The sequence below is a fragment of the Neolewinella agarilytica genome, from assembly GCF_900110645.1.
Lineage (GTDB): Bacteria > Bacteroidota > Bacteroidia > Chitinophagales > Saprospiraceae > Neolewinella > Neolewinella agarilytica.
In genome coordinates this window covers 1-22502 of record NZ_FOFB01000028.1, presented here as the reverse complement: position 1 = coordinate 22502, position 22502 = coordinate 1, and the positions used below count along the sequence as shown (strand labels likewise).

The window sequence follows — 22502 nt, the reverse complement described above, 5'->3', positions numbered from 1 at the left end:
AGGTTACCCAAGGTTACGCAGTAAGCGAACAACTATCCGAATTTTCGATTAAGAGTGGTAGGGTTTTGAACGTTTGTGTTGGGGGAATAACAAAACAAGGCCGGCCAGCCAGCAAACGCGATAACAAATCAAGCTGCGGTGAATTTTGATCGCTAACCGCTGGTTTCTAATCCTCTTGAAACAATATGTCCGAAGAAAAATAGTGATTCACAATGCCCAGACTATCGGGAGATGCTACTGCTCCGTCAGCAGCTATTACAACCCAGCTAAGTTGCTTGCGTGCCTTGACGGCTGTCTGGAAGACCAGTTGCTTCTTCGTCAGGCCAGTAATAATGGCTTTGTTGAGCCGTAGAGGGCCGTCATGAAATTTTATTTCCACGAGGTTAATAACACCATCGTTTCGGTCCAGCAGCAGATCGATTTGAGCACCAGGATTTTCCTTATTTCCCACTTGATAAAAAGTCGAAGGTTGTACAAATATGCCTCCTATCTTCAAAGCGTTTTTCAATTGGGGGATATGCTGAAGACAAACCGTTTCGAAGGCATAACCACACCAGCTTTTATAAGCCGGGGTCTGGCCTAAGGCCATAAAGCTACCTGATCCTCCATAGGTGTTGGGTTCGATGAAGCGGAGATAGAAGCTTGAATACTGATCCGTAAGCCGGTATCGTAATCCTTTTTTCTTTTTGCCATAAATGGGGTAGATAGAGATGAAGCCACTTTCGGTAAGTTCTTCCAATACCCGGCTGAGGTAGCCGCCGTCTGCCATCCTGGTTACTTCGATCAATTGTTGTCGGTCGTATCCTTGCTGGGTCTTGGATAGGGCACGAATGACTTTAACGTGCGACTCTGATTGATCAAAGAGAGCCGGATATAGCGCTGAGAATTCATCACGTAATAACCCGTCTTCTGAGAAACATATTCGGTCAATGGCCTGGGCAGCACTTTCGCCTGGCTCGATCTCTTTCAGATAATGGGGAATGCCGCCCATTGCCATATACAATAGCAATAGTTGTCGTTGATTTAGATTGATGTGCCGCGCTTTGAGGTAGGCCCGGGTATTTGCCAAATTGAAGGGCTGTAGCCGTATCCTCCGAGTTACCCGATTGTGTAGCCCACCTTTGTCTCGCAAAATTTTCTTGATCATCCAGGAGGCAGCGGAACCACAAATTACGACCACCACATTACGGCGCACAGCCCAACTGTTCCAGAAATAGCTCAGGCCCATCAGAAATTTACCTCGATGGGTAGCTAACCAAGGGACCTCGTCGAAGAAAATGACACGCTTTTTTTTACCATCATCTGTTGCATCCAACGCTTCCGTTAGTTGAAAAAAAGCATCCAGCCAGTCTTTGGGCAATGATCGACCCGGTATGGTCGGGAACGCGATCCGTAATTGCTGCTGAAAGTTCCGTAGCTGATCCGTTCTGTTAGCATATTGAAGCCCGGATATCTCGAAGGCTATCTCTTTCTCATATACAGAATGAATCAAGAACGTTTTTCCCACCCGACGACGGCCGATGACCGAAATCATCTCTGCTTCGGTAGAAGCCAGGGCTTTCTTCAGCGTAGAAATCTCGTTTTCGCGGCCGGTAAGAATTGTGTTCATAGAGCTAATGTACGACGGAATCTTTTTTTTGGAGTAGATTCCGTTCAGTATTAATGTCTCTGGGTCCGTGGGGGGGGCTTAGGGTTCCTTACTCTTCAACCAAAGACAACCCTAATCGATTTATATCAGGGCAAGTACGGGTTTCGCCACTGAGCAATTGACAATGTTTTCACTTCAGAAAATTCGGCTGAAACGATTACTGTATGACAAGCTCTGCAAGCTAACTGTCTTAAACCAGTCAGGCTTAGGTATAAACTCTAAGCATCTCAATCAAAACCTCATCCTTCATCGCTTCCGCAATTGAAATCGCCGTTTCTGAAGTCCACTCGTCTTTGATGTTGGGATCTGCGCCATTTACTAGTAGGTACTTGACGATTTCTAAACGATTACATCTTACGCTTTCCATCAAAGCTGTTGTCAAAAATTCTGGGTGCGTATAATTAGGATCTACGCCTGTTTCAATATGGTATTTTACCAAATCGATGTTTCCGCTTTGGCAGGCCGCGAACATTTCTTTCCAATCTCCTCCTGACATACTGTACTTTTAATTTTCTCTTGCCAAAGACGTGAGGTTCGTTAAGAATACGAAACAGCCATCTTTCAATAAGGATCCACATCCACCCCCACCCGGACCCCCGTCAGCCCTTCCGTGGTTTTTAGCTTAGCGACTGCGCGGTTGACGATGTTTTTTACCCGGGCAATCTCCTTCGGATCAGCGGACATGCGGATAACCATTTCCTGCAGGTAGTAGGTCCGGATACGGGCTACCGCCGGCTCAAAGGGCGGGGTCACCTGCCCGCCCAGGGCGTGCGCCAGCCAGCTGCCCAGGAGCTTGGCTCCTTCCTCAACGGTGTTGCGGCGGGGGTGTTTGAGCTGCAGGTGGATCATTTTGACGTAGGGCGGGAAGTTCGTCTCGGCCCGGTGCTTGCTCTCCCGCTCGATGAAGCGGTCCCAGTCGCCGTTAAAAACGTCAGTTAAGACTGGGTGGCTGCGGTCGAAGGCCTGGATGATAACCTTGCCCTGCCGGTGTTTCCGGCCGGCACGGCCGGCCACCTGGGTCATGAGATGGAAGGCGCGCTCATCCGCCCGGAAGTCGGGGAAGCGCAGCAGCTGGTCAGCGCTGATGACCCCGACGAGGCCGACGCGTTCAAAGTCCAGCCCTTTGGTCACCATCTGCGTTCCGACGAGGATATCCAGCTGCCCGGCCTCGAAGCGGCCCAGCAGGGCGGCGAGGGCGTTTTTGCCGCGGACGGTGTCCAGGTCCATCCGCCCGATGCGGGCGTCGGGGAGGAAGATCTTGAGCTCGTCCTCAATTTTTTCGGTGCCGGTGCCGCCGAGTTTCATCTCCGGCTCTCCGCAGGCGGGGCAGCTCTCCGGGGTGGAGGTCGCGTAGCCACAACAGTGACAGCGCAGGCGGTTCTGGAATTTGTGGTAGGTGAGGCTGACGTCGCAATTGACGCACTCGATTGTGTGGTCGCAGGTAGGGCAAAAATAGACGGGTGCGAAGCCTCTGCGGTTCTGAAAGAGGATAACCTGTTCGCCACGCTCGAGTGTGGCTTTGATCTCGTTGAGCAGGGTAGGGGTGAAGAAGGGGTGGCGGTTGCCCTTGCCGTCATCTTCCCGGGCGTCAGCCAGCACGATCTCGGGCATGGCAATGTCTCCGAAGCGCTTGGGCATGGAGACGAGACCGTACTTGCCGCGCTTCGCGTTTTCCCAGCTTTCAAGGCTGGGCGTGGCGGTGCCGAGAATGGTCTTCGCCTTATGCTGCCAGGCGAGGTAAACGGCCACGTCGCGGCCATTGTAGCGCGGGTTGGGTTCCTGTTGCTTGTAACTGGGGTCGTGCTCTTCGTCAACAACGACCAGCTCCAGCTTCGTGAAGGGCAGAAACATCGCGGAGCGCGGCCCGACGATGGAGGTCTTACCCGCCAGCACGGCTTTCCAGATCTCCACCCGCTCCATATTGTTGAGGCGGCTGTGGTAGACGGTGATTTTGTCGCCGAGAACTTTCTGGAGGCGCTTGACGATCTGTCCGGTCAGCGCAATCTCCGGCAACAGGTAGAGCACCTGCCCGCCGCCGTCGATGGCTTTTTGCATCAGTTCCAGGTAGACGCGGGTTTTGCCGCTGCCCGTTACGCCGTGGATCAATGCCGGCTTTCCGGAGGCATGAATACTTTGCACCTGCGTCAGCGCCGCCACCTGCTGCCCGCTCATTTCTTTGGCCTCCATCGTGTCTTCTTCCCCGCTGCCAATGCGACTCACCTCCCGCTCGTAGAACTCGAAAATGCCTTTCTTGACCATCGCCTTGATCACAGCGTCGCTCGCACCCGTTCGCTTGGTCAGGTCCACCCGGCGCACGAAGGGCAGCTCCCGCGAAACCTGCAAATATTCAAGTAGAACCGCCGTCTGCTTCTCTGATCTGGAGACCAGCTCGAAGGCGCCAATCTGTTCCGCTTCCGTCTTGTACGCCGGGCTGAATTGCACACAACGCACCACCTTCGGCTTGTAGCGCTCCTGTAATTCTTCCTTTAAAAAGACGATGCGCCGGTCGAGCAGTCGCCGGATGACGGGGTAAACCGTTTTTTTCTGGAGAATGTCGCGGATGTCCTTCAGCGTTAGCTCGTGCTGCAGGGTGAGGGCCTCCACGATCATGTATTCCTGATCGTCGAGCTGGGTCGCGTCGTCGCTGAAGAGCGGGCCGAGCGTGATGGTCGTTTCGCTCGTCAGCTTCAGGTGACTGGGCAGTCCGGCGTTCATCACTTCGCCGAGGGTGCAGGCGTAGTAGCTGGCCATCCAGGCCCAAAGCTTGAGCTGGTTTTCGGTAACGAGTGGTTCCAGGTCGATGACGCTCAGGATCGGCTTCGTCTTATGTCCGGGTTTTTTGCCGTGCAGCCCCCGCACGATGCCGGTGTAGTGCTTGTTTTTGCCAAATTGAACCTCCACCCGCAGCCCCGGCTTCAGCTGGCGGACCATCTCCTCGGGTACCGAAAACGTATAGGTCTGCCGCAACGCCAGCGGCAGAATAACGTCGGCGTAAATGGTGCCGGCGGAGGGAAGATCAGTTTGGTCTAGTAGGGGCAAGGGAGGTATTTGCAATGAATTGTTGCAAATTTACAAAAATGGGGGTTGCTGCACAGTTTTTTGCTTTCTGTAGAAGAGGAAGAACGGGCTGCTACGCAGTTTTGGATAACCACAGAGGCACACAGAGGTACACGGAGAGGGCTGCTACGCAGCTTTTTTAACCGCGGATTATCACAGATTCACACAGATTTGGGCACAGATTCTTTAGTAACGGCAATATCGCTAATATTATCGCGCAGCAGCCGCGAAGTGAATCTATTTGTGCTGCCTCCGACGTTCGGTAGCCCCAAAAAACCAAAGACTAATTCTCCGCCAAAACCCCTTCCATGATTTCCCCCAGCTCATCCGCTGAAAGGTGGGTCTTGAAGTGGCCGAAGAAGGTCCGGTCCTCCCCGGGTTCGGAGACGATGGCAACGATCTCGCGTACCTCATCTCCCTTCATCCGTACGGTGAGTTGTACTTCTTCGCCGCTGGCGGCGCGGACGGTGGCCCAGCGCTCAAATTCATGGCGATCCTCCAGGGCTTTGAGGAGATGCTTAATGTCCTGGTGGGTGTTGAAGTCGTTGTTGTCGAAGGTCAGCAACCGCATCGTTCCGAATTCGGAGGCGAGGCTGAAGATGAGTTCTTCCTCCTCGTCGTCGCTGGCGAGCATACCGACTTCAGAGGCCAGACCGATCATCCAACCGGGAATTTTGATGGCTACATTTTCTTCGCCCTTACGGTGCTCCCGGATAAAATCGCGGATGGCCGGGTTCTGCGCGGCGGCGAAGCCGATGGAGAAGGTGAAGAGAAGGAGGGAAAGTATTAATTTTTTCATGTCTGAAGGGTGTTTTACTGTTTTAGTTTGTTAGTGCTTTGGCGGCGTTAGTATTTGGGACTGTTGATCCTTTGACAGCCGATTGCGGGGTGTCACACTTGCACTCCTGCCTCGACGTCCTTAAAGACCAGTTATCTACTCCAATGCTTTCTGCAATTCCGAGAGCTTAGAAAGGTCAATGGCGCCGACGAAACTGATCATCGCAAAATTGTCGAAGCCACCAATGAGGAGAAAGAGTTCGGAGATGACGGCCTCTTCATCCTGTACGAAGGCCTCGATGTTGTCACCGTCTTTAGAGCGGAGTTTGAAGAGAAGTTCATACTGGTCGGTGGAAATGCGTTTTTTAGCTTCCATCCAGTATTGCCTGGTGTTCACATCGGTGTGCAGTACGCGGATGCCCTGAACGTCTTTAACTACTTTGAGCACGGCCTCCACTTCTTCATCGTCCAGGTCTTCCAGGTCGAGATCGCTTTCTTTGAGGAATGAAAATATCTTTCCGCTCACATAAATAGCCGTAAATTTTTCATCGTCAACGTACTCTGCAAAGTAGGTAGAGATCGCGTCTTGCGGCAGCTTTTTTTGCGCGGTCGCAGGTGCCAAGTAGAGGCAAAGGAGCAGAGTGGTGAGGATATATTTCATGGTTGTTAATTTTTGTTGAGTTGTTAATTATTGTTTCCTGACAACCGGTAGTGGCTTATACACTTACCGGAAATCATTTTCGAAGGGGCTGGGGGAGAGGTTTTTAGCCGCAGGGTATTAGTCGGCAACCTGCAACCCGCAACTTGCAACCTGCAACCTGCAACCTGCCTACCGTATCATCGCCGCCGCCTCACTCACTTCCTCAATCACCCCCTTCGTACTACTGTTCATGCTGGTAGAGGCGGTTTTCAGCGCAGCGCGAAGGACCTTGTAAGCTTCCTTCTCGTCGGTGATTTCGTATTTGGACCAATCGACGGTCTTCGTTTCCGTCATGACCAGCTCGGAGAGTTCCGGCTCCGGATTTGGTGCGACCCAAAGATTAACCGCGAAGAGCAGTAGTACGGCTGCTGCCGCAGTACTGAGCCAACGAAGGGGTAAGCTGCGCCGGCGGGCGGGCGCTTTGATCTTTGCGGCATCATCCCAGTAAGCGAAGAGGTCCTTATACTCCCGGATATCCGGGTGGATATTTCCGGCGCGGAAGTAGCCGCGCAGCAAAGCTTCTTCTGGCAGAGATGTTTCTCCAACGAAGTACTTTTCCAGTAAGGCCTTAGCGGTGGCGTGCGTCATGATGGCATGATTTTTTCTTTGGTGAGTAATTCCCGGATTCGTCCGCGCCCCCGGTGCAGGTATACTTTTACCTGGGGCATGGTGAGTCCGGTGGCGGCGGCGATTTCCTGGTAGTCCATCCCTTCCACTTCGCGGAGTTGCAGGACGGTCCGCTGGTCCGTCGGCAATTGCTGCAGGATCCGGTGGATGTGCCCCAGGGTATCGTTGGTAGCGGCCAGCTGATAGGGCGTCCGGCGTTCCAGGTCCGGTAAAGCGGCTTCCCGTTCGCGCAGGTCGCGAACCCTGGCCGAGCGCAGGCGATCGATCGCCTGATGCTTCGTCATCCGCATCAGCCAGGCTGGTGGGTTGTCAAGGCCAACGATCTCGTCACGCTTCTTCCAGCTTTTGACCAGTACATCCTGCACCACGTCCTCAGCCTCGTCGGCGTCGTTGACCACCCGCAGTGCCAGGCGGTAGAGCCGGTCGCGAACGGAAGTGATGATGCTGGAAAAATGATCCAAAGTTGAGTGTCTTTGCCCTGGTCACGTTCGGGCGGAGTAGTTTGTTACAGGGAGAGACGAAAAAAAATTGGAGGAGTTGCTTTTAGGGGAGGAAGGCTACTGCGCCGCTTTAGGTTAACCACCGAGGTGCAGAGAGGTAAACACAGAGGTTCGCGGAGGCTGCTACGCAGCTTTTCGGTCAACCACAAATGGCCACGGATTTTCACCGATGCACTCCGTGGCTGCTGCGCGGTTGAGCACAGATTCAGGTCGCTGCGCGATGATCTTGTTGTCGGGAGAAGATCAGAAGATAGCGGAGACAAAGGTCATGAATCTCCCCCCAATCCTACTATTCCTAATCTATTACGCTTCAAAAGCTACCCTTAACATTCCCCTCAGAACCAGAAACCCGGTCAGACTTGTTCCCATCATGTATCATCCCGTCATCCTATGAATAAAATAGTACTACTCCTTTTGATCGCTGCCATTACGTTGGGTTTCTCTGACCGCTTACGGTCGTCTGAAATGGTGGCCGTCCCGAAGCACGGCGTCACCAAAGTCGCTGACGTAAAGTGGGCTTCCCCCGGGGGCTTTGACCTGACGATGGACATCTACACGCCCCAGACCGGCCGCAAAAAGTACCCCGTCATTATCATGTACCACGGTGGTGGCTGGTTGATCAATAATAAGAGCATCATGGACGAGGCCTCCGCCTGGCTGGCCGCTAACGGTGAGTACGTAGTCTGCAACGTCAACTACCGCTTGCTCGGCGACCAAGACAACAGTGTTACCATGGATGAAATTGTTGGTGATGCCTTCGGTGCGCTTCTCTGGGTAAAGGAAAATATCAAAAAATATGGAGGAGATAAGAGGCAAATAACCGTTACCGGAGACAGCGCCGGCGGGCACCTGGCTACCATGGTGGCCACTCAGGGTGACCGGGTCTCCGCCGATGCAGCGTTCAAAGCTCCGGACTTCGGCTTCCGCCCCAGCTACATCCCCGAAAAGGGATTCTCCCGTAAAGACTTGCAGGTTCAGGCAGCCCTCATCAGCTACGGCGCTTTTGATATGCTGAGCTCCGCGCAAAATGGCTTCGAGTCTTCCGGCAATATTTTCTGGCAATTGAGTGGTGCGGAAGCCAGGGGGATATTCGGCAAGGAGTACAACCCAAAAGATCACCCCGACCGCTATAAGGCAGTATCCCCGATCTACAACATCAGGAAAGCTTCAAAGGGCGCTTATCCGCGAATGCTATTTACCGTTGGCTCCGATGACAAGGTCACCACCCCCGTCTCCATTAAAGCTTATACTGATAAGCTGAAGGAGGCCGGTCAGGTCGACCATAAATACTGGATGTACGGTGGTCGCCCCCATGCTTTTCTCGACTCCGGCAGCAACGAATTCCTGGGCATCGAGTTTAAGCGCGATGCCATTCCTGCGCTGGAGTATATGTTGAAGTGGCTCGATGGGGTGTTTTATCCGTGAAGGCCATTACCTTTACGCCATGAGCATCCATAAGAAAATCGAAGCCAAGCGGGTAACCGTTAAAACGCTTCATGCCATGAAAGAAGCTGGTGAGAAAATCGCCATGCTGACGGCCTACGACTACTCCATGGCCCGCATCCTGGATGCGGGTGGGGCTGATGTCCTACTCGTCGGAGACTCCGCCAGTAACGTGATGGCCGGCCACGAAACCACCCTCCCCATTACGCTGGATCAGATGATCTATCACGCCAGTAGCGTGGTCCGCGGCGTGGAGCGGGCGCTGGTGGTGGTGGATCTTCCCTTCGGAACTTACCAGGGAGACAGTAAAATGGCACTCAAATCCGCCATCCGAATCATGAAGGAGAGCGGCGGCCATGCCGTGAAACTGGAAGGCGGAGCTGAAGTGCAAGACAGCATCAAGCGCATCCTCTCCGCGGGAATTCCCGTCATGGGGCATCTTGGCCTGACGCCGCAGTCCATCTATAAGTTTGGTACCTACACCGTCCGGGCCAAGGAGGAAGCCGAAGCCCGCCGACTGATGAAAGACGCTAAACTGATTGAAGAGCTGGGCTGTTTTGGCTTAGTACTCGAGAAAATTCCGGCGCACCTGGCAAAAAAGGTCTCTGAGTCGCTGACCATCCCAACCATTGGAATTGGTGGAGGAGCTGACTGCGACGGACAGGTGCTCGTTACCCATGACCTTCTTGGTATTACCAAAGACTTTCACCCCCGTTTCCTGCGGCGCTACGCCGAACTCTTCGATGTGATTAAAGAAGCAACCGAGCGCTACGTCGATGACGTGAAAGCACGTGACTTCCCCAGCGATAAAGAGCAGTATTGATTAGACGGAGACCTGGGTAGCCTGATGGTGTTCCACGCGTAATTACCCTATACCATCCTGCCCGCCTGCGAACTCCCGCCCCAAAGCGTTGATATCTTTATGGTCAAGAAAACTCTATTCGCCCTTATCCTGATTGGCATCCTGTTAGTTGGTTACGCCTACTATAGCATTACGGTGGTGCCGGTGGTGCCGGATAGCCTGGAGCAACCGGTAGTCATAACTATTCCTTCAGGAGCGGACTATGAACAAGTGATGGACTCATTGGCCGCCGCTGGGGTCACGCCTAACCGTGCCATCTTCGACCCCCTGGCCGAGCGAATGGCCTGGAAGCGGGAAACGATGCGTTCCGGACGGTTTGTTTTGCCCGTTGGGACGAGTATGGTGGGCCTCATCCGTAAACTTCGCAACGGAAGCCAGCAGGCCGTTAAGGTAATCCTTAACCTGGAGCGGGAGCCCATGAACGTAGCGGCCAAAGCCGCCCGCTTTCTGGAAACAGACAGTTTGTCATTAGTACGCCTCTTCCAAAACGAAGCTTTTATCGATAGCATCGGTTATAGCAAGGAGACTTTGCAAACGCTCTTTATACCCAACACCTACGAGCTGTATTGGAACGCCAGCCCACGGGAATTTGTCGCACGCATGATCAAGGAGCACGACCGCTTCTGGAAAGCAGACGGCAGGCTGGAAAAAGCGAAGGCGAAGGGGCTGACTCCCGCCGAGATCTATACGCTGGCAAGTATCGTTTACAGCGAAAGCCTGGCTAAATCTGAACAGCCACGTATTGCGGGCCTTTATCTCAACCGGATCAGGCAGGGGATGAAGTTACAGTCTGACCCCACGGCTGTTTTCGCTACCCGGGCGTTCGGAATTAAGCGGGTATTAAACGAGCATATTCAGTTCGAGCATCCCTACAATACCTATACAAACTACGGCCTGCCCCCCGGCCCCATTACTATGCCATCGGTAAGCGCCATTGATGCGGTGCTGAACCCGGAGTCGCATGACTACGTATATATGTGTGCAAAGGGAGACAACTCCAGCCTCCACAACTTTGCTAAAACCTTAGCCGGCCACTCCCGGAATATTGCCGTTTACGTGGCTAATCTACGAGCGCGCGGGCTGAGGTAAGCACGATTTTTTTTCTTCTCTTTATTTCTTTCCAATGAATACTACGACCCTTCGCCTGATTAAACACAATGACAAAGAGCTTCAGGATATCCTTAGTCCGGGGAGCTATCATCGTACGGTCGCTCCGGATGGTTTTATCGTTCGGCTAACCGAAAAAGCGTCTGAGGCTAAGGTGCGTGAGCAGTTTCGTTTCCTTAGCCACAAAGAGGCGGGGCAGCTGAAGTCAAACATAAAGCTGGAGACCGGAAAGCTAAAAGGAGCCTGGGTCGCTGCTGCGGTAGGCGGCCTGTTACTCGGGAGTTACCGGCCCGGCCGGTGGAAAACAGATGCGGAGGCTCATCCCCTGACAAAAGCCGGTGCTAAGATTGACACCGGTAAGCAATCAAAGAAGACGGAAGCCCTCATCGCAAAGGAAATCGTCCTGGCGGATACCCAGTTGAGCATTATTGCGCTCGTTGATGCGCCCGCCAACGTTAAGCGCCCGCAGTACCTGGCGCAATGGGCGGTGGAGTCGGGCAGGAAATACGGCTATTCGGTTAATGTGCTCGACGAAAAAGCCTGCAAAAAAGAAGGCCTTGGGGCTCTGCTGGCGGTTAACCGGGGGAGTGAAGACCCGGCCCGCTTCATCATCATGGAATACAAAGGTAAAGGCGCACCGAAGGGTGGCCCAACGGCCATCATTGGTAAGGGGATCACTTTTGATACCGGAGGGGTGAGCATAAAGCCCAGCAATAACCTTCACCTGATGAAATCTGATATGGGCGGCGCTGCGGCCACCTTCGGAGCCATGGAGGCGGCTGCCCGGCTGAAACTTCCCGTTCACCTCGTTGGCATTGTGCCCAGCACGGATAACAGTGTCGATGCCCTGAGCTACAAACCCTCCGACGTCATTACGGGCCACTCCGGTAAATCCATCGAAATAATTGATACTGACGCCGAAGGCCGTTTGGTGATGAGTGACGGGCTGAGCTACGCCGTCAAGCACTTTAAACCCAAAACATTGATCGATGTGGCTACCCTTACCGGCAGTGCAGTGCGTACTTTCGGTTACGAGTGTGGTGCCGTAATGAGCAAGGATGAAAAACTGATCCGGGAGTTTCAGAAAGCAGGAAATGCCTGCGGGGAAAAAGTGTGGCCACTGCCCGTTTGGGATGAATACCGATCCGGACTGGACAGCGATGTGGCAGACATCAAGAACTACTCCGGCCGCCCCGTCAACGGGGCAATTGATGCCTTTAAGTTTCTGGAAACCTTTACCCACGATCATCCGAAATTTATTCACTTCGATATTGCCGGCGTGGCCCTCAAGCAAGGCCCCTACGCTAAAGACCGGCAGGCGACGGGCTTCGGGATGCGGCTGTTTGTGGAGTGGCTGAGTAGGTAGTGGACGGAGGGCCTCCAGGCCATGACCCCTCGCCCTGCTTTTCTAACCCTCCCCCGGCACCTGCGTAAGCGCCGTATCTTTGGTCCGTTAACAAACTACGTGATCATGCGCATTCTCCTGCTGCTCTGCTGCTTTTCCTTCTCCCTTTCCGCCCAGGAAACACCCATGAAGACGGTCTCCACCATCTTCAACGCCATGCGCGCCGGCGACACGACGGGGCTGCGTGCCTACTTCCACCCGGGGGCTACGTTGAACTCGGTGGTAACTAAGCCTGATGGGGTAACCGAAGTAGGAGCCGGAGACATCAACCGCTGGTTTAAGGGTATGCAGGGCGCGGACGCAGGTGCATGGGACGAACAACTTCATTACGGAGAGGTCCGGGTCGACGGCCACCTCGCCACCGTCTGGGCACCTTACGTTTTCAACTATAAGGAGAAACTACATCACTGTGGCGTCAATGCTTTTCAGCTGGTAAAAGACGGTGCTGAAGGCCAGTGGCGCGTGCTCCACATCGCTGATACCCGTCGCGATGCGCCGGGAGATTGCATCCCCGTCTCCGAAGATTCCCCCGAAGCCGCCATCCGTAGCCTCGCCACCGGCTGGCACAAAGCCGCCGCCGATGCCGACTCCACCGCCTTCTTCGATGCCATGACCGACGACGCCATCTACATCGGTACCGACAAGAGCGAACACTGGACCAAAGCCGAATTCCTCGGCTTCGCCGCTCCCTACTTTGCCCGGGGCAAAGCCTGGGCCTTCACGGCCAGCGAACGCCACATTTTCTACGACCCCAACAGCCAGGTCGCTTACTGGGACGAACTCCTTGACACCTGGATGGGCCCCTGCCGCGGCACCGCCGTTGTCAAAAGAGATGGCCCCGATGGCCACTGGAAAATTGCGCATTATACCCTCAGCGTCACCGTTCCGAACGAGAAAATTGAAGGATTTATCGAGCTAACGAAAGAGTAAGTTCAGCGGGTCAACCGCCTATCCTTTTCCGGGCGAGGCACTCCATCACCCGCTTCGCAGTTCTTCCGTACCTCGCTAAGCGGTTGACCCGTGCCGATCGGCACCAGGAACTGTCGTTGGGCTAAAGAATAATCTTTCTGCTAAAAAGCGGTCTTTGCTTTCGGGTAAATCGACAATCGCCAATCGAGAATCGAGAATCTTTACCCTTTATTCGCCAACTGCCCGCAAGCCGCGTCAATATCCTTACCCCGGCTCCGCCGGACGGTGACCATCACCCCGCGATCCCGCAGATAGGTGGCGAAGTCATCGATCCGGTGTTCGGTTGATTTGCGGAAGGGCGCATTGTCAATTGGGTTATACTCAATGATGTTGACCATGGAGGGCACCCGCTTACAGATCTGGTAGAGCTTCTCGGCGTCTTCCAGGGTATCATTGAAATCCTGAAAGGTGATGTATTCGTAGCCGATGCGCTTCTTGGTCTTGCTGTAGAAGTACTCCAGCGAATCAACGAGAACCTCGAGGTTGTTGCTCTCATTGATGGGCATGATCTCGTTGCGCTTCACGTCGTCGGCGGCGTGGAGGCTAACGGCGAGGTTTACCTTGGTATCCTCATCGGCCAGTTTGCGGATCATCTTCGCGATGCCCGCAGTAGACACGGTTAGTCTGCGGGGTGCCATGTGCAACCCCAGGTGAGAGGTGATCCGGTCAATGCTCTGCACCACTTCCTTGAAGGCCAGTAGCGGCTCCCCCATGCCCATGTAAACGATGTTAGTCAGCGGCTTACCGTAAGTCTCCAGGCATTGTTCATTGACGAGGAACACCTGATCATAGATCTCCGCAGCAGTAAGGTTGCGCAGGCGTTTCATCCGGCCCGTGGCGCAGAAGGTACAAGTCAGGCTACAACCCACCTGGCTGGAGACGCAGACCGTAAAACGGTCGTCAGCCACTACCGGAATAAGCACGGATTCGATCAAATGGCCGTCGTGCAGCCGGAAACGACTCTTGATCGTACCATCGTTACTGCGCTGTACTTTGTCTTCGCTCATGACCGGAAAGCTGTAGCTCTCCTTCAGCCGCTCGCGTAGCTCAAGCGACAGGTTCGTCATCTCATCAAAGTTTCGTGCACCCTTTTTCCAGAGCCATTCGTACACCTGCTTGGCCCGGAAGGGGCGCTCGCCGACGAGGATCAGTTCAGAAGTGAGCTCTTCCAGTGAAAGGGAACGGATATCTTTAAGGTCAGTGCTGGTGGCCATATGCAATGCGTACTTTTTAAAACGCCTAACGTATTCCCTGAGCTAACAACTCAGCAACCATTTCGTTAAGCGGCCGCAAAGATAAGGGGAATAGTATGGGGTTTATCCTCAGTGGACCTCCGTGATTTACCCCGGTGCACCTCAGTGGTTAACTTCCCTAGAGCTTCCGCCCACCCACAACCTTGCCATTCACGTCATTATTCCGTAGGCGCTTCAGGGGAATGAGCAGGCTGGCGTAAGCATCGCTGGCGTTTACCCGCCAGGTGCGTCCGGCATAGGTCACCGAGCCGCTACGACGGTTCCAGTCACTGGCCAACAGTGTGTAGCGTTGGCTCGCTTTCGGGTTAGGACCAAAAACAAGGTAGTTCTCATCATTACTCTCAAAGCTCACTGCCATTCGTTGAGTCTTCGGGCTAAAAACGAAAACACCCGGCGTGTTGCGCTTAAAAATGACCTGTTCTACCTCCCGTCCATCAATAAGTTTTACCTGACCGTTGCGGATTTCAGAATTTCCATTGCGTAGTTCCCGGGTAAGGACCAGGTCCTCAGAAAGGTAAAATTGGATGCGTTTGAGCTCCGATTCCGTCCAGTTCTGGTCGTCTACCAGGCGTTGGGTCAGTGGGCTTAGCTTAGGGCCGCAGCTTGAAAATAAAAAGGTAAACAGGGCCAGGGCGGTGATTAATCTGATCATGGTTATATCATTTGGTACGTGTAAAAGACGGCAGGCAGCACCTGATGTTCAATACTTATCATCGCCTTTAAGGGGACTTTAACGACAGGGTAAGGAAGTCTTAGCGTTTAGGTGACGGATCTTGGAGCGTCCCGCAGTATTGCGGGACCCGCAAGCGTCCGGTTGGGGCGTATATCCTAATCTTTTAATCACCCTGACGCCCAGGCCTTGTTACCGCTTATTCTGAAAAAAAGTGGTCATCAGCGCACTGCATTCCTCGTGCAGGATCCCGTACTCCAGTTTCGTCTTCGGGTGCAATAGCTCACGGCCGAAGCGCATGAAGCCCCGCTTATCGTCGCTGGCGCCGTAGACGATGCGACTCACCTGGCTCCAGGCCAGCGCCCCGGCACACATGGGGCAGGGCTCCAGCGTGACGTAGAGCGTGCAGTCGTGCAGGTATTTATCTCCGAGATGATTGGCCGCAGCCGTAAGTGCAATGATCTCGGCATGGGCCGTTACGTCACTAAGTTGTTCTGTTTGATTGTGCCCCCTGGCAATGATTCTGTCGTTGCTGGTGACGATGGCTCCGACCGGAATCTCACCGGCTGCGGCTGCCATCTCGGCCTGGGCAATGGCCTGGCGCATGAAGTAAGCGTCGTCGTACACTTTTAAAGGCATGGGGGGAGGAGGTTACAGGGGGGGCAGGTTGCAGGGTGGGAGGTTACAGGTTGCAAGTTACTAGTTACAGGTTGCAAGTTACTAGTTGCAGGTTACAAGTCACAGGTAACAGGGGAAAGGTTCCAACTCCACAACCTGCAACCTGCAACTTGCAACCTGCAACTTGCAACTTGCAACTTGCAACCTGCAATCTGCAACCTGAAACTACCCCTCCAGCACCGTCTCAATCAAATAACTATTCCGGTCGGCACTTGATCTGGCCACCAGTTCGGCCAGAAAGCCGGTGTTAAAGAGAATGGTGCCAAGCACCATGCTGGTCAGGCTGATGTAGAACCAGGGGTTCTCCGTCACCAATTGTTTGGGCATGTGATTGGCCAGGGCGTACAACTTGGTGCCACCGATGTACAGAATGCTGAAAAAACCGACGAGGAAAACGATGGTACCCAGCGTGCCGAAGAGGTGCATGGGGCGTTTGCCAAACTTACCTACGAACATGAGTGACATCAGGTCGAGGAAGCCGGTGATCAGCCGGGAAAGGCCAAATTTAGAGTATCCATACTTCCGGGCGTGGTGCTCAACGACCTTCTCTCCGATGTTTTTGAAACCGGCCCATTTAGCCAGTAGTGGCATGTGACGGTGCATATCTCCGTAGACTTCGATGGACTTGACAACGTTAAGCCGGTAAGATTTCAGCCCGCAGTTAAAGTCGTGCAAATGAATACCGCTCACCTTACGGGTAACGGCGTTGAAAAACTTGGACGGCAGGGTTTTGCCAATGGGGTCATGCCGTTTTTGTTTCCAACCGGAAACCAGGTCAAAACCATCTTCTTTTATCATGCGGTAGAGCTCGGGTATCTCGTCCGGGCTATCCTGCAGATCAGCGTCCATCGTGATGACGACTTCGCCGGAGACCCGTTTAAAACCCACGAAAAGAGCGGGGCTTTTACCGTAGTTGCGTTGGAACTTGACGGCCTTCAGGTTGGCATTCTTAGCCCTCAGTTCTGTGATGACTTTCCAGCTGTTATCGGTACTGCCATCATCAATGAGCCAGACTTCATAGCTGAAGTTGTTGGCTTGCATCACCCGGTCAATCCAGGCAGTGAGTTCGGGCAGACTTTCTTCTTCGTTGAAGAGGGGTACGACGACGCTGATGTCCATAAGGGCGAAGTTAGCAACTTTCTCGTTGGAGGAAGCAGGTTACGGGGGCCGGTTTACTCAACCAACTTTCCGTTATTCACCACGCCGATAATTTTTCCGGGAAGTGTTTTCCCGATCAATGGACTGTTCACCGTTTTTCCCTTGAGGTCGGCGGCGGAGAAGGTGCTGCTGCCCTCGGTCGTGAAGAGAGTAAGGCAGGCCGGGGCGCCGGGGCGCAGGTGCAAGGGGGATTCTCCGAGAAGCAGACGAGGACCGCTCGTGAATTTAGCAACGATGTCTTCAATGGAAAGTGATGTTTCCAGGCTTTGTAAACACTGTCGGAAAGCCGTCTGTAAGCCCAGTGCACCAAAGTCAGCGTAGAAGAACTCGAGATCTTTCTCTTCGCCGTGGCGGGCAACGTGGTTACTCACAATGGCGTCAATGGTTCCATCCTTCAGGCCTTCGATGAGGGCCTGCCGGTCTTCCTCTTCCCGCAGGGGGGGCAACATTTTGAAGCTGGAGTCGAAAGTCGCCAGTTCTTCATCCGTAAACTGCAGGTGATGCGCGCTGACGGTGGCAAGTACGTTAAGCCCCGCGGCTTTTGCCGCCCGAACTTCCCGAACACCGGAAGCGGAGGAGAGTAGGTGAATGATCAGCTTGCCCTCTGTGTATTTCAAGAGCTCCATGGCCCGTTTCAGCGGAATGGACTCACTCATCACGGGGATGCCGCGCAGCCCCAGTCGGGTACTGATGGTGCCTTCGTGCATTTGCCCTTCGGGCACCAGAGCTTCGTCGTAGGGGGAAATCATTACCCGGCAATTACCGGCCTGGGCGTATTCAAGGCTTCGCTTCAGCAAGCTACCGCTGACTCTTCTTTTCGGACCGTCAGTAAAAACAGTCGCGCCAGCGTGGGCCAGCTCCAGCATTTCGGTGAGATCTTTGCCTTCCAGATTACGGCTTAGCGCCGCCAGCGGAAGAAGATCAACGGGGTGATCTCCGTTCTGGCGCAGCAGGTAAGCGACATCGGCGACGGACTGCCGAACGGGCTCCGTATTCGGTAGCGTGGCCACGGCGGTATAGCCGCCGGCAGCAGCTGCCGCCCGCAGGCTGGCAATGTCTTCCCGTTCTTCGTGGCCGGGGTCACCCAGGTAGGCACCCAGGTCAACAAAGCCCGCCGACAGGCGGGCACCCTTACCTTCCATGACGGGTTCATTGGCTGAAGCCGTCAGGCTTTCGGCCATTTCGGTAATCAGGCCGTCTTCAAGGCGAAGGTCGAGGGTCTGGCCATTATGCGGGCCATCGGGGTCAGTAATGATGAATTGGCGGAGGAGCATGGGGCAAATATATGACTAGCTGGCGGAAAGCCGTCGGCCGGATCGGAGCGATAGCGGAGGCCGTCCGACGGCTGGGTCACACCCACACAGCGGTCGGGCCAACCCTCATTCCTCGGGAATCGGCCCGGCGGCTTAGGTTTTTCCCTGCACCTGCGTTCGCGCCGCCTATTCCGGAAAATTATCCCGAATTCCTTCCAGTAAACGGGTAAACTCCGCATAATCATCTTCGGTCAGTCCTTCCCAGGTCTGTTCTCGCAGGGCCTGAACGCGTGGGTAAAGCACGGCGTGGGTCTCTTCTCCTTTTTTGGTCAATGCCACCTGATAGCGGCGGCGGTCATTAGGAAAGCGAGTGCGGGCCGCAAAACCCTTCTTAGCCAGCTTGTCAATGATGCGGGAAACGGTGGGGGCGTCCTTGAAGGTTCCGTTGGCCAGGTCCGTTTGAGAGGAAGCTCCCGAGGCCTGTAAATGGTCGAGTAAGACCCATTGCTCAGGGGTCAGATCAATCTCTGCTTCCTTGAAAGCGCGTTGAAAATGGGCCTTCAACAGGCGGGTGGTTCGATCCAATAAGGTGCCGACGTTGGAGTAAGAAAGCTTGGTCACGGTGTGGGGGATGGTAGCCTGAGTAATAGTTATATCCTGCTAAGGTAGTAGTCATACAGCAATTGCTCGGGCAGCCAGTGGCTGCCGGTGTAGGGAACTACTTTTACGGAGGGCAGGGGACCATAAATAGCTTCTAGTCTTTCGTGGTGTAGCAGGGGGTCCCGGTCACCAGCAAAAACGGTAGCTGAAATGCTGCGCTGGTGGAGCGTTTGCTCAAGTTTGTCGGGTTGAGGCGGAAACCGTAAAACACTGCGAAGACTGCCGGCCAGACGCCGACGAAAGGTGCCATCTTTCAGGTTGTGGTTCAGGTATTCTGCGGAGTAGCGATTGATGACGCCTCTGCGCCGCAGCCAGTTGCTCAGCTTGAGCAGATAGCGGGGGCGCTCACTGAATTTAGCCAGCGGGCGGACCAGGGACGTTGGCAAAGTGTCAATCCAGTTGGTGTAGCGGCCTCCGGCTCCATCTGGCGCTACGAGCGCCAGGTCTCGTATGTCGGGGTGATCCAGCAGCGGGAGGGTTGCGCTCAACACCCGCCCGCCAAGGCTGTGGCCCAGCAGGAAGACCGGGCGGTCAGAATAGTCCTTGAGTAAGGCATTGAATACTGCGGCAAGATCTGCCGGGGTATAAGATTCTTTTACCCACTCGGACTTGCCGTGGTAGGGTAAATCTGGCGCAAAAGTGGTGAACTGCCGGCCCAGTGCCAATGCCAGTCGCTCCATGCGGCGGCCGTTGCGCCCGAAACCGTGGACGGACAACATAATCGCTCCGCCATTGCCATAGCGGCGAACGTGGAGCCGGTCTTCGGTGATGGGCACATCCAGTGCTTCGCGGCTTTGGGCGGTCTGGAAGAAACTACTGGGCAGGGTAGGGGGAGTTTTGACTTCGTTCATTTGGTGGTAGGAAGACGCGCGAAGGAGGGTTTTGGTTCGGGGGAAACGGTTGGTGATGCGGCGAACTATTCCCGTAATTACAAACCTGAAAAAGAGTTTCTCTATGAATGTAAACAAACAACCGGCGAGGCATGAGCTAGGGAATATGAAAAGCCAGAAGAGCTAACTGCCACTCAACGTGGTCAAGGATTTGCTTTCCCGCCCATCCATTAGCATCTTTGCGAAGATCAACCCCTTGACTTGTGCAAAAGCCCCAAACCATCATCATCGGCGCCGGCGCCGCCGGCCTTGTGGCCGCCCTTGAACTGGAGCGTGCTGGCCATGCTCCCCTCTTGCTGGAAGCGGATGACCGCATTGGTGGTCGACTGAAAACCGATGAGGTGGAAGGCTTTTTACTCGATCGGGGCTTTCAGGTGCTGCTGACGGAATATCCTGAAGTGAAGCGCTACCTGGATGCTTCCGCCCTGGGCTTGAAAAATTTTCGCCCCGGAGGCCATGTCCACACCCGGCAGATGCACTTCCGTTTCGCGGACCCCTTGCGGGAGCCGGCGCAAATCATCCGGTCAACGCTTTCCCCCGTAGGGACGCTGAAGGATAAGCTGAAATTAGCCCGGTTAGGGCTAAACCTGCGGGCAAAATCCAACGAAGACTGCTTTAAGGGGTACACGGATAAACCGACGATGGATTATATCTGGTCCCTTGGTTTCAGCGAGCAGATCGTAGAACGATTCTTCCGGCCTTTTTTTGGCGGTATCTTTCTGGAGCAGGAGCTGCAAACCCCAGCGGCGATGTTTCGCTACATCTTTAAAATGTTTGGCAGTGGTGCGGCGGCTTTGCCGGTAGGCGGTATTGAGTCGGTTGCGAAGCAACTGGCCGGGCAGCTGAAGCAGACGGATATCCGCTGTAATACGCGTGTAGCGGAGGTGACTGCCGGGAAGGTCCGGCTCGAAGACGGAACGGAGTTGGCCGCTCCGGGCGGTATCATCATTGCCTGCCCGCCGGATAAAGTCTTTCCTCGTCTGGCTGGTGAGCCGGTGCAGTGGAAATCAACGAGTAACCTGTACTTTTATAGTAACCGTCGCCTGAAGGAGAACCGGCTGATCAACCTGGTGTCTGACCCAACGAGCCTGATCAACACCTTTGCGGTACTGGATGAAGTTGCGCCTACTTATAAGCTCAAGGGACAGGGAGGTTCTTTGATCTCCGTAACCTTACGGGAGGCGGTTACCCGTCAGAGCCAGATCGGGCAGGCGGAGCAGGACTTGCTGCGGCACAGTCGGTTGCCGAACGACAGCCTGACCTTTCTGAAGCACTACGAAGTGAAGCAGGCATTGCCGAACCTTAATCCCGTTACTTTCAGTTACGCCGCAACCCATAGTCACGTTGGGGATCGAATCTTCCTGGCGGGCGATCATCAGCTAAACGGATCGCTGGATGCGGCGATGCGTAGTGGTCGGCTGGCGGCGGAGGGGGTTTGTAGTCTGTAGGGTGGAGACGGTAGAGTGGTAGCCTGTAGAAATACCCTCAGGGCGATAGCAAACTCTTCGCCTGGATGCTAAAAGGTCGCTCTGCGACGCTTTGAGGTTCCTTAAGCTAAGCAAACCGGACCTCGAAGCGTCCTGAAAAGACCTTCGAGCGTCCGCGTTACCCGAGCTAGCGATTACCCTAGAATACCCTCGGCACTATCAGTGGCTTCCATCAGAAAGACGTACCTTTCTACTGTCTACAACACTACCTTCTACCATGTCCACCACCTGGCTTCATACCAACTTCGGCACCTTCCAACTTTCGGCTTCTCACCGGGGGCTGACGGAGGTCAGGCTGACGGATATTGAAGTGCCGGAGGGCATTCCGCCTTCGGAGAACCCGCACCTTGTAGCCGCTACGGAGCAGCTGTCGGCTTATTTCAGAGGAGAGTTGGAGGAGTTCGATCTGGAACTGGACTGGACGGAGGCGACGGATTTTCATAAATCGGTCTGGACGGAGTTACAGAAGATCGCCTATGGCCGTACCTGCAGTTACCAGTACATTGCTGATCAACTTGGTGACCTGAAGGCCATCCGGGCCGTTGGCCAGGCCAACCGGCGGAACCCGATAGCGATTATTGTGCCCTGCCATCGGGTGATTGCCAAGTCGGGGGACCTGCAGGGGTATTTCTACGGCCTTGATTTTAAGCGTCGGCTGCTGGCACTGGAGAATCCGTTGACGTTTGGGGAGCAGGGAAGTTTGTTTTAAGGAGATGTGTTACGCAATGGTCCGCTACGATTTTGGATTATAAACATGATTAATCCATTACCCTCCGTTAAGCTTCCCGTCTTACATGCCTGCCGGCGGCCTACTTTTGAAGGGTAAAAGTAGCAAAACCCCTGGCCTGTGTCACTGGCTTATCGGCAGAACGGAGCAAAAGAGCCTACGAAAGGACTAACTCGCAGCACAATCTGTTTTTCAAGCAAAGCTGTGGGACTACGATCTCTTGTGGGAAAAGCTTGAGTTTGTTGTATGCTCAAACAGCCCTTCCGCTTAACGGCTCTTTTGCTCCGTTCTACCGGCCAGTGCCACCTCCGAAGGAAGACGCGAAGCGCACGACCGTCCTCCGAAAAGCAACGGGCTTTGGGTTTCATCCAACGCTGCTTTCGTGCGAAGACAATCCAACACTTGGGTTTCTAAAAGTATAAATCTTGTGGGTAGTGTACCATTTTTAGCTTATGGCATTGCGTTGAAAATGAGTGCGTTGTCAATAATTTTGCCCCTGCTCCCCAAAGCTCAAAAATGAAGAGTGGAACCCAAAGTGGAGCACTATGGCAGGGCGGGTGCGCTTCGCGGCTGGCTTCGCCGGTGGCGGTGTCCGGGAGATGAGAAGGCAAAAGCCGTTAAAAAACAGAAG

The 22502-nt window shown here is 54.3% G+C and carries 21 protein-coding genes; 7 read left to right on the top strand and 14 right to left on the bottom strand.

Features of this window, described 5'->3' with window-relative positions:
- Window positions 1-166 precede the first annotated feature (166 nt).
- The 7 genes from BM123_RS19820 to BM123_RS19790 all read right to left on the bottom strand — a co-directional run bounded on the left by BM123_RS19820 (window position 167) and on the right by BM123_RS19790 (window position 7270).
- Entirely contained in the window at window positions 167-1609 is a 1443-nt protein-coding gene (locus BM123_RS19820) for an AAA family ATPase (RefSeq protein WP_090172156.1), read from the bottom strand.
- Window positions 1610-1853: 244 nt separating this feature from the next.
- Window positions 1854-2144 (bottom strand): ankyrin repeat domain-containing protein, encoded by a 291-nt coding sequence (locus BM123_RS19815; RefSeq protein ID WP_090172154.1) that lies wholly within the window; start codon window positions 2142-2144, stop codon window positions 1854-1856.
- A gap of 65 nt (window positions 2145-2209) precedes the next feature.
- Window positions 2210-4687 (bottom strand): replication restart helicase PriA, encoded by a 2478-nt coding sequence (gene priA / locus BM123_RS19810; protein ID WP_090172152.1) that lies wholly within the window; start codon window positions 4685-4687, stop codon window positions 2210-2212.
- Window positions 4688-4988: 301 nt separating this feature from the next.
- The gene (locus tag BM123_RS19805) at window positions 4989-5504 is read right to left on the bottom strand and encodes a DUF4252 domain-containing protein (RefSeq protein ID WP_090172151.1); all 516 of its coding nucleotides are present in this window, start codon (window positions 5502-5504) and stop codon (window positions 4989-4991) included.
- 135 nt (window positions 5505-5639) lie between these two features.
- Window positions 5640-6143: a DUF4252 domain-containing protein gene (locus BM123_RS19800; RefSeq protein WP_090172148.1), complete on the bottom strand. Its 504-nt coding sequence runs from the start codon at window positions 6141-6143 to the stop codon at window positions 5640-5642.
- Window positions 6144-6311: 168 nt separating this feature from the next.
- Window positions 6312-6770 (bottom strand): hypothetical protein, encoded by a 459-nt coding sequence (locus BM123_RS19795; protein ID WP_090172146.1) that lies wholly within the window; start codon window positions 6768-6770, stop codon window positions 6312-6314.
- Entirely contained in the window at window positions 6767-7270 is a 504-nt protein-coding gene (locus tag BM123_RS19790; protein ID WP_090172144.1) for an RNA polymerase sigma factor, read from the bottom strand. Before BM123_RS19790 ends, BM123_RS19795 begins: the two co-directional genes overlap by 4 nt.
- Before the next feature lie 429 nt (window positions 7271-7699).
- Between BM123_RS19790 and BM123_RS19780 the strand changes: the two genes are divergently transcribed.
- The 5 genes from BM123_RS19780 to BM123_RS19760 all read left to right on the top strand — a co-directional run bounded on the left by BM123_RS19780 (window position 7700) and on the right by BM123_RS19760 (window position 13056).
- Entirely contained in the window at window positions 7700-8734 is a 1035-nt protein-coding gene (locus BM123_RS19780) for an alpha/beta hydrolase (RefSeq protein WP_217642195.1), read from the top strand.
- 19 nt (window positions 8735-8753) lie between these two features.
- Window positions 8754-9575 carry a 3-methyl-2-oxobutanoate hydroxymethyltransferase gene (gene panB / locus BM123_RS19775; protein WP_090172262.1) on the top strand — a complete coding sequence of 274 codons (822 nt, stop codon included), beginning with the start codon at window positions 8754-8756 and terminating at the stop codon, window positions 9573-9575.
- Window positions 9576-9674: 99 nt separating this feature from the next.
- Complete coding sequence (mltG, locus tag BM123_RS19770; protein ID WP_245748631.1) at window positions 9675-10703, top strand: endolytic transglycosylase MltG; 1029 nt, start codon at window positions 9675-9677, stop codon at window positions 10701-10703.
- A 34-nt stretch (window positions 10704-10737) separates the two neighbouring features.
- Complete coding sequence (locus BM123_RS19765; RefSeq protein ID WP_090172138.1) at window positions 10738-12087, top strand: leucyl aminopeptidase family protein; 1350 nt, start codon at window positions 10738-10740, stop codon at window positions 12085-12087.
- A 105-nt stretch (window positions 12088-12192) separates the two neighbouring features.
- Window positions 12193-13056, top strand: coding sequence for a nuclear transport factor 2 family protein (locus BM123_RS19760; RefSeq protein ID WP_217642194.1), 864 nt, complete (start codon window positions 12193-12195; stop codon window positions 13054-13056).
- A gap of 200 nt (window positions 13057-13256) precedes the next feature.
- On the opposite strand, the gene rlmN is transcribed toward BM123_RS19760, so the two are convergent.
- The 7 genes from rlmN to BM123_RS19725 form a co-directional block, all read right to left on the bottom strand.
- Window positions 13257-14309, bottom strand: a complete 1053-nt coding sequence (gene rlmN, locus BM123_RS19755) for a 23S rRNA (adenine(2503)-C(2))-methyltransferase RlmN (protein WP_090172136.1) — start codon at window positions 14307-14309, stop codon at window positions 13257-13259.
- A 157-nt stretch (window positions 14310-14466) separates the two neighbouring features.
- Window positions 14467-15000, bottom strand: coding sequence for a hypothetical protein (locus tag BM123_RS19750; protein WP_090172134.1), 534 nt, complete (start codon window positions 14998-15000; stop codon window positions 14467-14469).
- Window positions 15001-15210: 210 nt separating this feature from the next.
- Entirely contained in the window at window positions 15211-15657 is a 447-nt protein-coding gene (locus BM123_RS19745) for a nucleoside deaminase (protein ID WP_090172132.1), read from the bottom strand.
- Between the two features lie 204 nt (window positions 15658-15861).
- On the bottom strand, window positions 15862-16815 hold the full coding sequence (locus tag BM123_RS19740; protein WP_090172131.1) for a glycosyltransferase family 2 protein: 954 nt from the start codon (window positions 16813-16815) through the stop codon (window positions 15862-15864).
- 53 nt (window positions 16816-16868) lie between these two features.
- The gene (locus tag BM123_RS19735) at window positions 16869-18128 is read right to left on the bottom strand and encodes a dihydroorotase (protein WP_090172129.1); all 1260 of its coding nucleotides are present in this window, start codon (window positions 18126-18128) and stop codon (window positions 16869-16871) included.
- 165 nt (window positions 18129-18293) lie between these two features.
- A complete protein-coding gene (locus BM123_RS19730; RefSeq protein ID WP_175489479.1) occupies window positions 18294-18728 on the bottom strand; it encodes a MarR family winged helix-turn-helix transcriptional regulator in 435 nt (144 codons plus the stop codon).
- A gap of 29 nt (window positions 18729-18757) precedes the next feature.
- The gene (locus BM123_RS19725; RefSeq protein WP_090172125.1) at window positions 18758-19618 is read right to left on the bottom strand and encodes an alpha/beta fold hydrolase; all 861 of its coding nucleotides are present in this window, start codon (window positions 19616-19618) and stop codon (window positions 18758-18760) included.
- Window positions 19619-19860: 242 nt separating this feature from the next.
- On the opposite strand from BM123_RS19725, the gene BM123_RS19720 reads away from it, so the two are divergent.
- Together BM123_RS19720 and BM123_RS19715 are read left to right on the top strand one after the other, a co-directional pair.
- Window positions 19861-21105, top strand: a complete 1245-nt coding sequence (locus BM123_RS19720; RefSeq protein WP_090172123.1) for an NAD(P)/FAD-dependent oxidoreductase — start codon at window positions 19861-19863, stop codon at window positions 21103-21105.
- Between the two features lie 256 nt (window positions 21106-21361).
- Window positions 21362-21853, top strand: coding sequence for a methylated-DNA--[protein]-cysteine S-methyltransferase (locus BM123_RS19715; protein ID WP_090172121.1), 492 nt, complete (start codon window positions 21362-21364; stop codon window positions 21851-21853).
- The last annotated feature ends 649 nt before the right edge of the window (window positions 21854-22502 follow it).

Coding starts and splice junctions, on each gene's coding strand:
- BM123_RS19805 (WP_090172151.1), bottom strand. CDS start 5,504: ATGAAAAAATTAATACTTTCCCTCCTTCTCTTCACCTTCTCCATCGGC.
- BM123_RS19820 (WP_090172156.1), bottom strand. CDS start 1,609: ATGAACACAATTCTTACCGGCCGCGAAAACGAGATTTCTACGCTGAAG.
- BM123_RS19735 (WP_090172129.1), bottom strand. CDS start 18,128: ATGCTCCTCCGCCAATTCATCATTACTGACCCCGATGGCCCGCATAAT.
- BM123_RS19795 (WP_090172146.1), bottom strand. CDS start 6,770: ATGACGCACGCCACCGCTAAGGCCTTACTGGAAAAGTACTTCGTTGGA.
- panB (WP_090172262.1), top strand. CDS start 8,754: ATGAGCATCCATAAGAAAATCGAAGCCAAGCGGGTAACCGTTAAAACG.
- BM123_RS19740 (WP_090172131.1), bottom strand. CDS start 16,815: ATGGACATCAGCGTCGTCGTACCCCTCTTCAACGAAGAAGAAAGTCTG.
- BM123_RS19765 (WP_090172138.1), top strand. CDS start 10,738: ATGAATACTACGACCCTTCGCCTGATTAAACACAATGACAAAGAGCTT.
- BM123_RS19715 (WP_090172121.1), top strand. CDS start 21,362: ATGTCCACCACCTGGCTTCATACCAACTTCGGCACCTTCCAACTTTCG.
- BM123_RS19800 (WP_090172148.1), bottom strand. CDS start 6,143: ATGAAATATATCCTCACCACTCTGCTCCTTTGCCTCTACTTGGCACCT.
- BM123_RS19815 (WP_090172154.1), bottom strand. CDS start 2,144: ATGTCAGGAGGAGATTGGAAAGAAATGTTCGCGGCCTGCCAAAGCGGA.
- mltG (WP_245748631.1), top strand. CDS start 9,675: ATGGTCAAGAAAACTCTATTCGCCCTTATCCTGATTGGCATCCTGTTA.
- BM123_RS19745 (WP_090172132.1), bottom strand. CDS start 15,657: ATGCCTTTAAAAGTGTACGACGACGCTTACTTCATGCGCCAGGCCATT.
- BM123_RS19760 (WP_217642194.1), top strand. CDS start 12,193: ATGCGCATTCTCCTGCTGCTCTGCTGCTTTTCCTTCTCCCTTTCCGCC.
- rlmN (WP_090172136.1), bottom strand. CDS start 14,309: ATGGCCACCAGCACTGACCTTAAAGATATCCGTTCCCTTTCACTGGAA.
- BM123_RS19725 (WP_090172125.1), bottom strand. CDS start 19,618: ATGAACGAAGTCAAAACTCCCCCTACCCTGCCCAGTAGTTTCTTCCAG.
- BM123_RS19780 (WP_217642195.1), top strand. CDS start 7,700: ATGAATAAAATAGTACTACTCCTTTTGATCGCTGCCATTACGTTGGGT.
- BM123_RS19750 (WP_090172134.1), bottom strand. CDS start 15,000: ATGATCAGATTAATCACCGCCCTGGCCCTGTTTACCTTTTTATTTTCA.